Source organism: Sessilibacter sp. MAH3 (genome assembly GCF_054658275.1).
The window spans coordinates 1-14072 of record NZ_BAAGIE010000001.1 but is presented as its reverse complement, the minus strand read 5'-3'; the positions used below and the strand labels follow the sequence as shown (position 1 = coordinate 14072).

The 14072-nt window shown below is 38.9% G+C and carries 16 protein-coding genes; 10 read left to right on the top strand and 6 right to left on the bottom strand.

What is annotated here, in order from left to right; translation table 11 throughout:
- Positions 1–43 precede the first annotated feature (43 nt).
- Entirely contained in the window at positions 44–1627 is a 1584-nt protein-coding gene (gene lnt / locus ACYQ2C_RS00080) for an apolipoprotein N-acyltransferase (protein ID WP_460098774.1), read from the top strand.
- Between the two features lie 471 nt (positions 1628–2098).
- On the top strand, positions 2099–3010 hold the full coding sequence (locus tag ACYQ2C_RS00075; RefSeq protein ID WP_460098772.1) for a DUF6279 family lipoprotein: 912 nt from the start codon (positions 2099–2101) through the stop codon (positions 3008–3010).
- Here the strand turns inward: ACYQ2C_RS00075 and ACYQ2C_RS00070 are convergent, their stop codons facing one another.
- The 4 genes from ACYQ2C_RS00070 to ACYQ2C_RS00055 form a co-directional block, all read right to left on the bottom strand.
- Positions 3011–3778: a hypothetical protein gene (locus ACYQ2C_RS00070; RefSeq protein WP_460098769.1), complete on the bottom strand. Its 768-nt coding sequence runs from the start codon at positions 3776–3778 to the stop codon at positions 3011–3013.
- 66 nt (positions 3779–3844) lie between these two features.
- Positions 3845–4099 carry a hypothetical protein gene (locus ACYQ2C_RS00065; protein WP_460115608.1) on the bottom strand — a complete coding sequence of 85 codons (255 nt, stop codon included), beginning with the start codon at positions 4097–4099 and terminating at the stop codon, positions 3845–3847.
- A gap of 364 nt (positions 4100–4463) precedes the next feature.
- Complete coding sequence (locus ACYQ2C_RS00060; RefSeq protein WP_460098763.1) at positions 4464–4868, bottom strand: GFA family protein; 405 nt, start codon at positions 4866–4868, stop codon at positions 4464–4466.
- A 10-nt stretch (positions 4869–4878) separates the two neighbouring features.
- Positions 4879–5301 carry a MarR family winged helix-turn-helix transcriptional regulator gene (locus ACYQ2C_RS00055; protein WP_460098760.1) on the bottom strand — a complete coding sequence of 141 codons (423 nt, stop codon included), beginning with the start codon at positions 5299–5301 and terminating at the stop codon, positions 4879–4881.
- A 219-nt stretch (positions 5302–5520) separates the two neighbouring features.
- Between ACYQ2C_RS00055 and ACYQ2C_RS00050 the strand changes: the two genes are divergently transcribed.
- Positions 5521–6102 carry a hypothetical protein gene (locus ACYQ2C_RS00050; RefSeq protein ID WP_460098757.1) on the top strand — a complete coding sequence of 194 codons (582 nt, stop codon included), beginning with the start codon at positions 5521–5523 and terminating at the stop codon, positions 6100–6102.
- Positions 6103–6169: 67 nt separating this feature from the next.
- On the opposite strand, the gene ACYQ2C_RS00045 is transcribed toward ACYQ2C_RS00050, so the two are convergent.
- Complete coding sequence (locus ACYQ2C_RS00045; RefSeq protein WP_460098754.1) at positions 6170–7675, bottom strand: TIR domain-containing anti-phage reverse transcriptase; 1506 nt, start codon at positions 7673–7675, stop codon at positions 6170–6172.
- A gap of 887 nt (positions 7676–8562) precedes the next feature.
- Positions 8563–9456, bottom strand: a complete 894-nt coding sequence (locus tag ACYQ2C_RS00040) for an EamA family transporter (protein ID WP_460098752.1) — start codon at positions 9454–9456, stop codon at positions 8563–8565.
- Between the two features lie 96 nt (positions 9457–9552).
- On the opposite strand from ACYQ2C_RS00040, the gene ACYQ2C_RS00035 reads away from it, so the two are divergent.
- The 7 genes from ACYQ2C_RS00035 to ACYQ2C_RS00005 all read left to right on the top strand — a co-directional run bounded on the left by ACYQ2C_RS00035 (position 9553) and on the right by ACYQ2C_RS00005 (position 13765).
- Entirely contained in the window at positions 9553–10935 is a 1383-nt protein-coding gene (locus ACYQ2C_RS00035; RefSeq protein WP_460098749.1) for an aminotransferase-like domain-containing protein, read from the top strand.
- Positions 10936–11019: 84 nt separating this feature from the next.
- Entirely contained in the window at positions 11020–11199 is a 180-nt protein-coding gene (locus ACYQ2C_RS00030; RefSeq protein ID WP_460098747.1) for a hypothetical protein, read from the top strand.
- A gap of 297 nt (positions 11200–11496) precedes the next feature.
- Positions 11497–12561, top strand: coding sequence for a RelA/SpoT domain-containing protein (locus tag ACYQ2C_RS00025; protein WP_460098745.1), 1065 nt, complete (start codon positions 11497–11499; stop codon positions 12559–12561).
- 50 nt (positions 12562–12611) lie between these two features.
- On the top strand, positions 12612–12920 hold the full coding sequence (locus tag ACYQ2C_RS00020) for a BrnT family toxin (protein WP_460098743.1): 309 nt from the start codon (positions 12612–12614) through the stop codon (positions 12918–12920).
- Complete coding sequence (locus tag ACYQ2C_RS00015) at positions 12917–13123, top strand: hypothetical protein (RefSeq protein WP_460098741.1); 207 nt, start codon at positions 12917–12919, stop codon at positions 13121–13123. Before ACYQ2C_RS00020 ends, ACYQ2C_RS00015 begins: the two co-directional genes overlap by 4 nt.
- Positions 13098–13226, top strand: a complete 129-nt coding sequence (locus ACYQ2C_RS00010) for a hypothetical protein (RefSeq protein WP_460098739.1) — start codon at positions 13098–13100, stop codon at positions 13224–13226. The genes ACYQ2C_RS00015 and ACYQ2C_RS00010 overlap by 26 nt, the downstream gene beginning before the upstream one ends.
- Before the next feature lie 50 nt (positions 13227–13276).
- Positions 13277–13765, top strand: a complete 489-nt coding sequence (locus tag ACYQ2C_RS00005; RefSeq protein WP_460098736.1) for a hypothetical protein — start codon at positions 13277–13279, stop codon at positions 13763–13765.
- Positions 13766–14072: the final 307 nt, after the last annotated feature.

The window sequence follows — 14072 nt, the reverse complement described above, 5'->3', positions numbered from 1 at the left end:
TCTCGGTCTCACTAGAGACCGAGAGCCATCGTGGTGAATCCCAGTGCTAGAACCGACCCCAAGCGGCCAAACGCTCGTTGACTCAAACTCCGCAACTACCGTGAATACAAATAATCTCAACATTAAGGCCGCTTTAGCATGGCTGTGCCTTTCGGGCTTGTCTGGGGCATCAATGACGCTCGGGCTGGCACCATGGGATTATTGGCTAGTACCTATCGCCGGCTTTGCGATATTTGCGTGGATTCTCACACTAAGACTCTCGCCCTTTTTAACGGCGTTTTTCTTTGGCAGCGGCTTCTTTGCGACCGGCGCATCTTGGGTTTATGTCAGTATTCATCAATACGGCGGCACATCAGCACCTTTAGCGGTGGTGTTCACATCACTGTTCGTGCTTATGCTGGGATTTGTTTTTGCACTGCCATTTTTCGTGTTCAGAAAAATAGTCGGCTATAACCGCAGTGCTATTTTGCTGTTTGCAGCACCCGCATTTTGGATTTTTTCCGAATGGTTGCGCGGCTGGCTTTTAACCGGTTTTCCTTGGCTGTATTTGGGTTACGGGCATATCCACAGCCCGCTGGCTGGTTGGGCACCCATCGGTGGCGTACTTCTGCTTTCGCTCATTGCCGTCTGTACAGGAAGTTGGTTGCTCGAAGCAGCCCGACAGCTGTATCGGAGTCAAGAACGTCTCAAACCTATCTTGATCTCGATAAAAGTAGCCAGCTGGTGGGTGATCGGTTTATGGCTGTCATCTATTCAATGGGTACAGCCAACCGGTGAAGATATTAAAGTTGGTCTAGTGCAACCGAATATTCCCCAAGAACTAAAATGGGTACCTGAATTTCGTAAACCTACGCTTGATCGCCTAACGTTTATGACCGAGCAACTTGCAGACAACGACTGGGTGATTTGGCCAGAAGCCGCCATACCAACTTTGTACCGTGGTGCAAAACCCTTCCTCGATAAAATGGCACTCAAGGCCGATCAAGAAAACACGGTCATCATCACCGGTGTACTCTATCAAAATCCGGATAACGGTCGCGTACATAACAGCATTGTAGCTTTGGGCGAGCACGGCGAAGGGTTTTATCACAAGACACGCTTGGTGCCTTTTGGCGAATACGTCCCCTTGGAAGACTGGATTCGCGGCCTCATCGAGCTGTTCGATTTACCCCAGTCGATCATCATTCCTGGGCCTAGCGGCCAATCGGGCTTAGTTGCCAATGGCCATAAAATTGCCCCCTCGGTGTGTTACGAAGTGGTCTACCCAACCTTGGTTGCTCATTACGCGAAAGACAGCGAAGTTTTATTAACCATATCCAACGACGCCTGGTTTGGTGACTCAATCGGCCCGTTGCAGCACATGGAAATGGCTCAAATGCGAGCCTTAGAAAATCAACGCTTTATGATACGCGCCACGAACAACGGCGTTAGCGCTCTGGTTAATGCTAAAGGTGAAATCACCGAAAGCACCACCCAATTCACCCAAGAAGTACTCTCAGGCACCATTACCCCGCTGCAAGGTTCAACACCGTTTATGCTACTGGGCCACTATCCCATTTTAATTCTCTGCGCGTTATTGCTAGCAGCGAGCCTGTTTGTGAAACGAAAAGAAGATAGCGTTAACTAAAGCATTAGGTTCCAAACTGTAAATCATGAAGAAACAAAAACAACGTTAAAAATTTATTAAATTAACACGCTATAATTCAGAAACCACTGAGACAACGTTAAAAAACTGACACTACTTTATCAAAGTAATACCTAGTCTTTACAAAGTTAACAATCAGTCACAAAGACCGAGTAGAAATTAGACTCAAGGAACCTCTGATTAACTCATCCACGACGTAATCGGCAGACATATCCTTGTGTCACTGGAAACTTTAGGTTAATCAGAGTTTCCTATATTTTCAGTTAATAGTTAAAAAAAGACGCCACACTACTTCGCAATGTCATCTTTTTTGCAGTAATTACTTAAAACCAAGTAAGAATATCGCTCTCTTAAATCCAAGTTTGCAACGTATCAAACACTAAACGTGTCAAACACTAAAAGAGTAGCGCATAACCTTCAACCACGTCGGTATAGCTCAGAGTTATTGGAATAATGATTTTTAACAATCTAATAAAAAAACTAACCTCATTAACAAAAGCCTGTTTGATTATTGGCTGTTTGCTTACGCTTACTAGCTGCTCGCAAACCAAACTGGCGTATGGTTTTTTAGATAATTGGATTCGTTGGCAAGTAAATGATTACGTCGATTTAAACTCACAGCAAAGCAAAATACTCAAATCAGAAAGTAAAAAATTCCATCAATGGCATCGTAATAACGAACTGGTGCGTTACTCGTTATTTTTAAATGAAACCATCGCCAATTTAGAAAGCCCGCAACTAAAAAAAGAAACCGTTTCGGAAACCTTTACCCGCCTCAATCAATTTATTAAATCCAGCACTCAACAACTGCACGAACCAACTATCGCAATTGTTGCCAGCTTGAGTGACGAACAAGTTGAAGAAATTTTAAAGAACATAAAAAAAGAAGACGAAAAACTTAAAAAAAGCCTTAGTGAAGAAACACTTGAAGAGCGTACAGCTGATCAATTTAAACAAACACGCAAAACCTTTAAAAGCTACCTTGGTTCGCTAACCGAAGAGCAAGATCAATTACTGGAAAACTTCTTTAAAGAAGGCCAAAGCGGCCTGCAATACAACGTAGAACGCAACGAAAACTGGCTTAATGACTTTACTGAATTAATGAAAAAAGACCTATCGCAAACCGAAAACCAACAGCAAATTATCCACCTTTTCTTCAACTACCCAGAATACCTTAACGAAGAGCACAGACTTGTGACGGAACACAATACACAGCTTTTTCATAATCTTATCGTAGACCTACACGCAACCTTATCAAAAGAGCAAAAAGATAAGCTCATCAAAAAAATGGCTAACTATCGCGATGATTTTTTAGAGTTGGCAGGAGTAAGTTCTGACATACTAGTTTTAAAAGCCGAGCTTTAATCAACACGGCAATACCGATGTGACCGATCCAAGCAAGCTGCCAATGGCGTTAATAATCAGCGAAGAAACTCGTGCTTTATTCAATGCAATATCGACTAAAGCACCGAATATAATCGCCACATAACCGAGGTAAGCAAAGCCCATATAATCGTTATACAAAATCGTGTAGAACCAGTTCTGGCCAAAAATATAAATTGCCGACGACAACACCGTTGCTATAGCCAAAAATATGCCGGGTAAAAACAAATGAACCATTGCTTGGGGCTTAACAAACGATAGTAACAGTAAGATAGCGAATAATATAAAGTTCACACCTAAAAATATTCGTAAATCCGTTTTTAAATTACCAATAATTTCGACGTACTTTCCTTTTACAATATCCTCAAGGCTTTCTTGAGCGATATTAATATTTTTAAGACGCTCTAAATAACTTGCTGTTATGGATTGCGCGATAATTTTTTGTTTCTCGCAGTCGTAACCGCACATAGAAGCAACAATACGGGCGATTTTTTCGGGTAGATCTTGATTTAAATCCTCAATGATTTGCTCAGATTCAAAACCGAGATTCCTTGCAAGCGCCTGAGCCTTTGCTGCCACATTAGAATCTTTTAAACGTTGATAGCGCTGATTAACTTCCTTCTCGATTTGATACTTTGCAAAGCCTTTCGCAGACTTCTCAATCACTTCTGGCGAAGAAAACGTGACTAAAAATAAAACGCCAAACAGAACAACACCAAACAAGCCTAAAGATCTTAACGTGATACTCATTATCTAAAAATCCATTCCTTTAAAAACTCGAGCATTTAAAACATCAACAACACACAGAAAAAACCTTTAGTTAACACGCAAAACATAATACGTCTTAGGTGCACCCTCTATAGGTATCCATCTCTCAAAGGTACCTTTTAGGGTAATAATTGTTTTAGCGCTTCTTAATAGCTCTCTTATTTCAGCTTGTTCATCCTCAAAAGGTATCAAATCACAAAAAAAGGCACGATCTTTAAAGGGCGCGTCTTCAAAGACTAGGTTTTGTTTCGGTAAATTAGGCTCTGCTATAGTGGTTTGAATATTAAGGTTGGATACGATCATATCGAACGAATCCAAAGGAATATTCACAGGTAGCAAATCGGCATTAGCAGAATTTAGAGTTTGCGGAGTCTGGGTTGCACAACCTGAAAACAAACCGATAACACACACTAAAAACCAAAGCCTTAACATAAGTATTTATCCAATCTTAAAAATCTATAAATAACTTTTAGCAACCTCTGATTAACTCATCCATGATTTAATCAGAGCACAGAAATTGAAAATGCGACTTCCAATTTCTTCACGATTTCAGTCACTTACGGTTCTTGAAATTGGCGACACATCCTTGTATCGCTGGAAACTCTAGGTTAATCAGAGTTTCCTTTAATTTATCACGATAAAGTCGAAGTAAAGAGAACAATCTACATTATCTAGGCGGGAACTCACTAAACTGTGGCAAATCGTCTAAGATTTGATACCAATCGGCTTTAGAGGCAACATGCATGTGTGCTTGCGGCAATAATGTTGGGCACGAATTTAAAGCGCCGTATCGAATATGAATTAGCCCAACATTGGGTTTTTCACCGTAAAGCGTAGACCCACAATGGCTGCAAAAGCAGGTAACCGTTTCTGCACTGCGGCTAAACTGTTGCAGATAGTTATCGCCTTTTAAAATCGTAAATTTTTGTTTCGCAATGCCGCCAATAGCAACACCAGAGGCACCAGAAGATTTTCTGCATAACGAGCAATGACAATAACCCGCATACAGAAATTCATCCAAAACCTCAAACTCAACCTTTGCGCAGGTACAATTACCGTTGATAACACCCATAATAAAACCATTAAATTTTTTCTAACAACATCAACAGCGTATCTGCGTTATCAGAATCGATATTTTTCAGTATCGATTCCGACTTACTGTTTAAAGTCGCAGAGGCATTTTTAAAAAGCTCCTCACCTGCGGGTGTAATTTTTACCAAACTAACGCGCGCATCTCTGCCACTGGTATCTTTCTTTACCAAACCGATTTTCTCCATAGGCATAAGCATTCTAGTCACACCCGACGCCGTTCTCGCCAATGCATCGGCAATATCAATACGACGCAACGCCTGATTAGGCGCCTGCATCAAATTCAACAACACCATGTATTCCGTTAAACCAATGCCATGAATAGCACCCAAACTGTTGTCTAAATGCCTAGAAATAACCGCCGTGTTTAACCAAAGGCTCTTGGTAATTGCCCCATACTTAGAATCTGATTTCATATTATTCACACTTAACATATACTTGATTAGTCAAGTATATGTTAACAAAACCAATTGTCAACGATCTTGTTATTGAGCGATATACATCAAAGATGGGATTTGAATTTCAAGACAGTAATGGCAATATGAAAAGAAGCGATAAAACCCAAAAGACAAATACCTAACCAAGTACTCGTATCATCCCGAATAATTACCTTAGGAATTTAAGGCATAAAAAACATGAACATTAAACTGCTATTTCTAGTTATCTTCTGCCTATTTATACAAGCGTGCTCTTCCGTTCCTATTGCCAAAAAACTCACCTATGAACAACAAAATGCAATAAGTACACAAGAAAATGTTACGGCTTCGCTCGTATGCAACCAACCAGAAGATTACTATGATAAAGATGCTTGCGAATATGCTTCTATGGAAATGGAAGAGCTTCTCCGTAAAACCGGTTGGTTTTCAAGTTTACATTCTTCGCCCAAAGACGCCGACATAATAATTTCATTCGAACCACCCTATCGAAAACCCTACTACACCACTCCGGGACACAATCCAGCCGTTGCACTGCTCTCGATAGCAATACCATTTTGGTGGTCAGAAAACTTTGGTTATAAACTTGAGGTAAGTTGTAAACACTGCCCCGCAGATACCGCGATAAATACAGAACGCACAGGCACAGTTATAATGTGGGGATTTTCGCCCCTCATTAACATCAGCCCAAACCGAGCATTATTTGACGATGGAAATAGAGAGTTACAACACTTAAAATTGCAACTGCTTCCGGTTGTTCAAATGATAAAAGAAAGAAAATAGGAATATTGAAAAAATTTCACAAAGAAATAAAACTTATATCAAGATCTCTCTAACCTATAGATTACTGTTAGATCTTCTGCAGAAGACCATAAATTTTTTCTGCAATTTCTTTCGCATTATCTTCCCACCCCAAGTAAAGCTTATCTTCTAGCAAACTCAAAGAGGATAAGTCTGGGTCTCCTACAAGCAGCGGTAAAATCTTTTGTTTTCCTGCTAATTCTCTAGCTAAAGCTGCGTTGATTTCTTTAGCTGGCCATTTCTTATCGACAGAATTTTGGGATAACACCGCGAGGACATACTTCGATTGTCCAAGTGCGTGATTAATTTTTTCTGTTAATGAATCACCCCATTCAAGATTAACTTCATCGAGGAATGCTGAAACGCCAAGATTGGCTAATTCATCGTATATTGGCCTCACAATGCTGGCTTTATCTTCACTAGCGTGAGATAAAAAAACATCAAATTTTTCATGCATAACTTTTATTTTCTGTATAAATTTAGGTGGTGCCGTATCTAAAGCGGACGCTTTTAAGCATAACTTCATATATATGTCATCATCCTCACCTCTGACCATTTTTACAAATGCTAATTTTCCATAGAGCACATTCTTAAAATATGTTCCATCTCTATTTTTTTCTGGAATTGCAGGAGGATTTTTGGCATATTTTGATATCAATTTATCTTCAGCAAGTAGAAGTCCATATTTTTTCCATGAGTTTAACATCGCGCGTAAATTACGAACATATTCTCTTTTTACATTCGGAAATTCGTTAATAGTTAACCCGGTTACTTCCTGTCGAACAGATTTAATTTGAAGCCTGACTTTATCGTAATTAATTTCAAAGCCTGATGACGATATCGTTTCAATCAAAAGCTCGCCCAAGATTATGCCATTCGTTATAGGGTTACTGCCTTCGTAATATGCAATAGATCGAGGGAAACTGTTTTGACTAGTTGAAAAAGTAATATCATCAGCATATCGTGTATATGTTAATTTGTATCTCTTCGCCAAAACGGTCAATTTTTTATCTAGATCAGAGGCTATAAAGTTAGAAAGTATTGGGGAAACCGGAGAACCTTGAGGAAGCTTTTTTTCATGAGTACAAATTTGCGCCATTACCGATGCTGCATGCTCCCCCATATGAAAAGGATAAGACATAAATAAGCCTCGAATCCTTCCGAAATGAATAGTCGAAAAAAAATCCTTCAAATCAATATTTAGTATAAATTTCTTTTTTCGGTGAGCTGCCGCATTAGAAACGATCGACCAATTAGATACAAAACCATGAACACATGCTTTTCTTCGATACAATCGACACAAAATAGGTTTAATTTTTTCTTGTAATATCTTAGTGCTGCCCTTTGGAGCGTGTATTGATCTTGTTCCCTTAGTTTTCTTTGGGATTGAAAAAGATTCGTATTTATATCGGTCTTCTTGTTGATAGAGGATGTATAATAACTGACCTAATGGGACTTCTAAAAACTCAGCCACATCATTTGCTGACTGGAGAGTCGAAACTAATTGAACACAGTAATCCAAATCTTTTTCTAATTTTGGCTTAAGCGTGCCCACAGAAACCTTCCTCTCTCGTACATTACGCGAATAACTAATTGACGTAAAACCTAACATCCACTTAATACAGGTAACGCATTGTGAGGAACCTTGTGTTTTTCTGCCGCAGTATCAACAGCAAATATAGAAAGAGGAAGGCTTACCTAATAATTATCCTTACGCATCGACACAAGTCAACTGTTAGAGTAATGGAATATGAAAAAATCTCCCATAAACGTTATTTGAAAGCTTTGACAACTCGTCAAATGTACTCAGTTGAGAATTAGAAATTAAATTAATAATTTGGCGCAATTTTCATTTTCCAGATATAACTTCATAAATAAATATAGAAGCAGTAGAAAATGAATTTAGATTAAATAAATTTCTATTGACCAGAAATCAGACACCAACTTACTTCTAATCGAAAAATCTATGGGTTGGCATAACCAGCATAGTATATTACCAATTAGATATAAGCACGGCATTTTTGAATCTTCTTATTCGCACAACACATAAAAATTACCAGAATAAAAACTACGCTTAATTCAAAAATGCGTTAAACAGGAGAAGGCAGGCATACCTAAACAGTCAGTAGAAAATAATAAAAAGTGACGAAAATAAAAATTTAATTATTTTATTTATAGAGACCTCTATCAATCTACAATATTTACTCAACACAATCACAAGAGTGCAGCAGTAGGTCATGAATAAAATTAATAACCTTTTTTGAAAGGATGTGCCTTTTGATTTAACGGGTTAAACCTTTAAAAGCACACCTTAATCAGAAAAACTGTTTGGCTTAGGTGATCTTGAGTTTAATCAGAGTCTTTTTAATATTGTTATTCTTTAAATAATGAATAATCACTCAATAATTTTGGTAAAAAATACCGTCAATATATAAGTGATTATTAACTGGTTTTTGTTGCCAAAGCTGCGGTTTGCTTTGCAGCACTCGCAGGTTTAATAATTAAACCAATACCAATTAAAAACAACATACACGCCAGTGCTTGGGCAATAGTTAGTTTCTCGCCGTACATGAAATACCCTGAGATTAGTGCGAAGATTGGCACCAATAAAGTTAGCGGCGCGGTTGTACTTAATGGATAACGAATTAATAAACGGTTCCAAACCCAATAGCCAAATAGTGTGGTTGGATACGCCTGAAAAATAACGGCGATGCTTGTATTTAAATCCCAAACACTAATGGCTTCAGAGAGAATATTTGGGCCGTAAATACTCACGGCGAAAGCAACCAGCGGTATTGGCGCAAAGAGCATGCCCCAAACATTAAACGCAAAAGCCTGCGTGGTACCAGAGGCTTTAACAATCATACCCATCACTGTCCAGCAAATTGCGGCAATCATAATAAGCATTAAACCGAGCAACGTAATATTGCCATTGGTTGCTGACACCATCACCAACAGTGCCACAAGTGCTGTTAAGGCTCCTAGGATTTTTCGGTGTGATATCAGTTCTTTATGAATAAACACTCCCACAACCATGCCGATCAAGGCATTTGAAGAAAGCAGCACAGACGACATTCCAGATGAAAGGCCCGCAGTAATCGACCAAGATGCCATTCCCCAAATACCAACACCAAATACCAAGCCGTAAGCCAATAGATAACGCCAAGCTACGTTTGGTCTTTTAATAAAGAATATGGCGGGTAGAACGGCCAAGGTAAACCGAGCGGCGGTCATTAGTAATGGATGCACATCGGTAATGCCCAGCTTAATCATGGAGAAATTAAATCCCCAAATGGCCATCACCAATACTGCTAGGAAAAAATCATTTCGTATCATAACTGTTACCCTTTTAGTTTTAAAATCAATATAAATCGGGTACAGTTTTAGGTACAGATACAATATTCAATAAAAAAACCAGTACAGTTATCGCTGATGAATAAATACAAAATATTGGCCGATCAATTTAAGCGCGAAATTGAAACCGGCAAGCTCAATGAAGGCAGTCGAATGCCGTCACTGAGACAAGTTTCTAGACAACAAGATGTGAGCATGTCAACCGCGGTTAGCTGTTATCAAGAGCTTGAGTCTCAAGGCTGGATCTATGCTCGCCCCCAAGCGGGTTATTTTGTTTCAACACGAAAAAGCAAACACAACACGCCCAAATGGGCGCAGTTTGTCAGCAAGATATCACCTGTAAACCAGACATTTTCTCACCACTCGGCTCGTAATGGCCCACTTGGCGTTTCGAGTACCACTATTGACGAAACCGCGCTTACCGAGCTTGATCGTAGTTTTCGCAGAGCTAATAAGCGCCTCGGTAACAGACTCAATCAATATCCGGCCTATCAAGGCGAAGCATCGCTGCGAAATGCGCTTAGCACCCATTTTACGAAACTTGGTTTACCAATTGACCCGGAAGAAATGGTCATCACATCGGGATGTATGCCAGCAATTAAAACGGCTCTTGAATCTTGTACTCAGGTAGGCGATGCGGTGGCGATTAGCTCACCGTGCTTTAACGGCATTTTAGATTTGCTGGGTAAAATGGGACGTAAAATCGTTGAGATACCATCAATTGACGATGGGATAGATTTAATACAATTAGAATTACACTTTCAACAAGGCAACGTTAAAGCAGGAATATTCTGCACAACACACATGAATCCCCAAGGAATTACCATGTCTGCCGAGCAAAAACAGACATTGGCAGCGCTCGCGAATCGTTATCAAATTCCAGTTATTGAAGACGACGTTTATTTTGAGCTTTCTTACTCAGAACACTCTCCGCTTCCTGCAAAATATTACGATCAAGAAGGCTACGTTCTTTGGTGTGGATCGGTTTCTAAAAGTTTATCGCCCAGTTATCGCCTAGGCTGGTGCTTACCCGGCCGCTATACAGAACGCTATTATCAGCAACATAACGCGGGTAGTTTTGGTATCTCGCTACCCATTCAATTGGCTATGGCTGATTTTATCGAAACCGGCCACTATGCCAAACAACTTAAATATCGCCGCTCTAAACTGCTTAACTTAAAATGCGCGTATTTAAAATTTCTGTCTGAACGCCTCCCTGAACAGGTTAAAATAAGCGACCCACAAGGAGGAATGGTGCTTTGGCTACAAATACCCGGCCTTAAAATAGACCTATTTAATTCACTAATTAAACAGCACAACATTGATATTCGTTTAGGGCAATTATTCAGTGGCTTGCCGCTTTACAACGACTGCATAAGAATAAATTTTGGATTTGAATTAACGGACGAAATAAAAAAAGAACTCCATTTATTAACAGATACAATAAAACAATCCTGTTAATATTAATTTAATGGCAGCAGAAAGAACAACAATGTTGCGAATTTTTATCAAAGATTCAGAAGGTTTAAATTGTAGGAATATAAAATGACTTGGGGTTCAGGTTACGCGTTAGGGATTGGTGCAGCACTTATTTTTTGGTTTTTTCTGATTCGGCCAATGGAGAAAAAATACCACAGCAAAAAGCTACGGTTAATTCAACAACGTATTAAAGAAAAAGAATTAGCTCAGGCTAAACAGTCACAAGAAACCAATAACGCTGATTAAAAATCAGACACATAAGTATTGCGCAATTTTTATTTTTACGTCTAAACATCATCAGAGTTTAGCTTATTAATTTTAGGTTTAACAACAGCAAAAAACCTGAAAAAACACTCTAAAACTCAGAAAAATATAGCGACTCCGATCATAAAAAAAATGAATTTGACGCCAAACAAACTGAAACGTTGACGTAATTATACTTTCAAGATAATTTTGAGAAAAATTCACTCCAAAAATATATACCGTTAGACATTTCTTGAAATTTATATACTTAAAACCGATAAAATAACCTGATGATACTTTATGTCTAAAATAAAATTAAAATATTCGAAGACAGCTGTCAACAAAGCCGGAAGGTGCTTGATTGGAGCAGATCAGGGTTTAAAGAATTCCGCAAAAGATATCTTGGACAACTGGAGAGCCTGCCATGTTTCTCCATTAAAGAGCTTTCAGACCTCCCTTAGACAAAAATTAAAGGTAATTGATCCAAAAGCACTGGTCTCACAACGGCTGAAAAGAACACCATCTATAATCTCGAAGTTACATAGAAATCCTGATATGAACTTGGCTCGAATGCAAGATATTGGTGGCATAAGAGCTGTAGTCTCAAACATGCAAGAAGTAAGACAGCTGGAGCAATACTATAAAAAGGGAACAAGGGTATTTTCTATTGTTAAAGGTGGGAAAGATTATATCAATTATCCGAAAATATCAGGATACCGGAGCGTTCATCAAATATTTAGATGCAAGGAAGGGTTCTCGATTGAGTTGCAAATCAGAACACAAATTCAACATGCTTGGGCTACTGCTGTAGAGACAATGGGAACATTTCTTGACCACTCACTAAAGTCAAGTGAGGGTCCAGAAGAATGGTTAAGGTTTTTTGCGTTGGCAAGCTCCGCCTTTTCCGTCTTAGAGTCGACACCAAGAATACCAGAATTTAGCGGGTTAACCGATCAACAAACTTTCGAGCTAATGCTTGAAAAAGAAAAAGAACTAGATGTTTTAAATAAGCTTTCAGGATTTCGCGTGGTTGCCAAACGTATTACCGATGATAAGAGAAAAGGGAAATACCACCTTGTAACTCTCGACCTAGATAGAATGATGGCTAATATACAAAGCTATGAGTCTAAACACGTCCATATTGCAAATGAAGAGTATTCAAGGAAAGAGGAGGAAGTTACTGCTGGGAAAAGAATGCAAGTTGTTCTGGTAACTTCAGAATCTATAGTAGCTTTAAAAAAAGCTTATCCAAGCTATTTTCTTGATGCACAGAACTTCGCTAGACAAGTCCAAAATGTCAGAAAGCAACTAGCTAAGCTAAAAAAGCCAGTAAGTATATCCAGGCAAGCAAGAAGGGCGCATTAATGTAAACCTCTTTTTGTCTAGTAGAGCTTAATGCAACAACGGAGAAAATTATGCTATTTGATTGGGATGATGACAAGCGAGAAAAAACCCTCAGAGAACGTGGCATCGATTTTATCGATGCGGCTTTAATATGGGATGATCCGAGAAGACAAGAAAGAGCCGATTATCGCTTTAACTATGGAGAAGCGCGAATCCAGACTATTGGTAAAGTAAGGTTTGGGATACTCCTTGTTGTCTTTACCGAGAGAGTTAATGAAAATGGTCAAGAAGTAGTGAGAATCATATCCGCTCGTATGGCAAGTAAAAAAGAAAAGCGGGAGTACGAGTCACACACGTTTCATCTTAGGAGAATTGTATGAGTAAAACATATACGCTCGAAGAACTTAGGAAGATAAAAGGCAAAACGGATATTGACCGTGTAAAAAATACGACTGAAAAAGACATTATGGAACAATCAATATCTGATCCTGACACACCTTACCTAACTGATATTGAACTCGAAGAATTTACCACACCGGAAGAAAGGAAAAAACGTGATGAAAACAAAAAAAACAAGCAATAATTTGAAAACACTGGAGCAGATTAAAAAAGAAAAAGGTATAACTCGCTGGGCAAAACTAATTATGGAAGAAAAAATCCTGACAGCGCATAAAACACGAACCTAATTTCTGGTATTAAAGCAAAAGTAACTAAGCGTTAAAGCATAGAGGACACAGTGATAAAAATAACGACAATACTTCTTTTATCTATATTATGGACGGATGCATATGCTGGATCTTACGTAGAAAATCTAAGCAAACGTCCTGTGAGTCAGCTTGATCTAGGTTTGTTTAAACTGGATATGTTGCTCTCTTCAAAGGTCTTAGAGATGAATAAAAAATGGGGGTTGAAGAGCGGTGTTTCCTATTTAAAAGCTGAAGCAATTGTTGCTCAAAACGTACTAAATATTATTGTTTATTCCAAAGCACCTGCAAAAAACTTAAATCTCGATAGCTGTAATCTTGGTATTACTGAATTTGAGTCGGAATTTGAGGCAGTGGAGTCAATTTTGGCAGTGTGGCCCAAAGATCAATTCGGTCTTTCCGAAGAAGACTTTAAAAACAATACCACACTTAAGCTTGTAATCTATGAACAAAGTAATAGCGCTCTACTTTACCAGTGTGATTGGCCACTAGCAGGGAATAAGGTTTACGAGGTTAGGTAGCTTTAACAAACTCATGAACATTAAGCCAGCTCCCCCGTAAATTAGTCCCAGTGATGTGAACGTTAACTTAGTAGTCGATACTGATAAATTTTACAGATTTATAGAAGTAAACCATGCATAACCTGATTGAAAAATTCATTTAGTTGTATTTCAAATCTTCTATAGTATTCGATGTTAACTGGCAAACCCAATCCCAGTTTAGTCTAACTCTCAAAACTTCTTTAATTAGTCGCGGTTTCAGATAATAAGTGCAATTGGTAGTTGAGAGGCCAGCTGGTAGAGTCAGCACCTCTCCCGACCAAGAGAA

Bases quoted from the DNA above. Each gene is read 5' to 3' on its own strand.
- ACYQ2C_RS00075 (WP_460098772.1), top strand. From the start codon at position 2,099: ATGATTTTTAACAATCTAATAAAAAAACTAACCTCATTAACAAAAGCC.
- ACYQ2C_RS00070 (WP_460098769.1), bottom strand. From the start codon at position 3,778: ATGAGTATCACGTTAAGATCTTTAGGCTTGTTTGGTGTTGTTCTGTTT.
- ACYQ2C_RS00065 (WP_460115608.1), bottom strand. From the start codon at position 4,099: ATGATCGTATCCAACCTTAATATTCAAACCACTATAGCAGAGCCTAAT.
- ACYQ2C_RS00060 (WP_460098763.1), bottom strand. From the start codon at position 4,868: ATGGGTGTTATCAACGGTAATTGTACCTGCGCAAAGGTTGAGTTTGAG.
- ACYQ2C_RS00055 (WP_460098760.1), bottom strand. From the start codon at position 5,301: ATGAAATCAGATTCTAAGTATGGGGCAATTACCAAGAGCCTTTGGTTA.
- ACYQ2C_RS00050 (WP_460098757.1), top strand. From the start codon at position 5,521: ATGAACATTAAACTGCTATTTCTAGTTATCTTCTGCCTATTTATACAA.
- ACYQ2C_RS00040 (WP_460098752.1), bottom strand. From the start codon at position 9,456: ATGATACGAAATGATTTTTTCCTAGCAGTATTGGTGATGGCCATTTGG.
- ACYQ2C_RS00035 (WP_460098749.1), top strand. From the start codon at position 9,553: ATGAATAAATACAAAATATTGGCCGATCAATTTAAGCGCGAAATTGAA.
- ACYQ2C_RS00030 (WP_460098747.1), top strand. From the start codon at position 11,020: ATGACTTGGGGTTCAGGTTACGCGTTAGGGATTGGTGCAGCACTTATT.
- ACYQ2C_RS00025 (WP_460098745.1), top strand. From the start codon at position 11,497: ATGTCTAAAATAAAATTAAAATATTCGAAGACAGCTGTCAACAAAGCC.
- ACYQ2C_RS00020 (WP_460098743.1), top strand. From the start codon at position 12,612: ATGCTATTTGATTGGGATGATGACAAGCGAGAAAAAACCCTCAGAGAA.
- ACYQ2C_RS00015 (WP_460098741.1), top strand. From the start codon at position 12,917: ATGAGTAAAACATATACGCTCGAAGAACTTAGGAAGATAAAAGGCAAA.
- ACYQ2C_RS00010 (WP_460098739.1), top strand. From the start codon at position 13,098: ATGAAAACAAAAAAAACAAGCAATAATTTGAAAACACTGGAGCAGATT.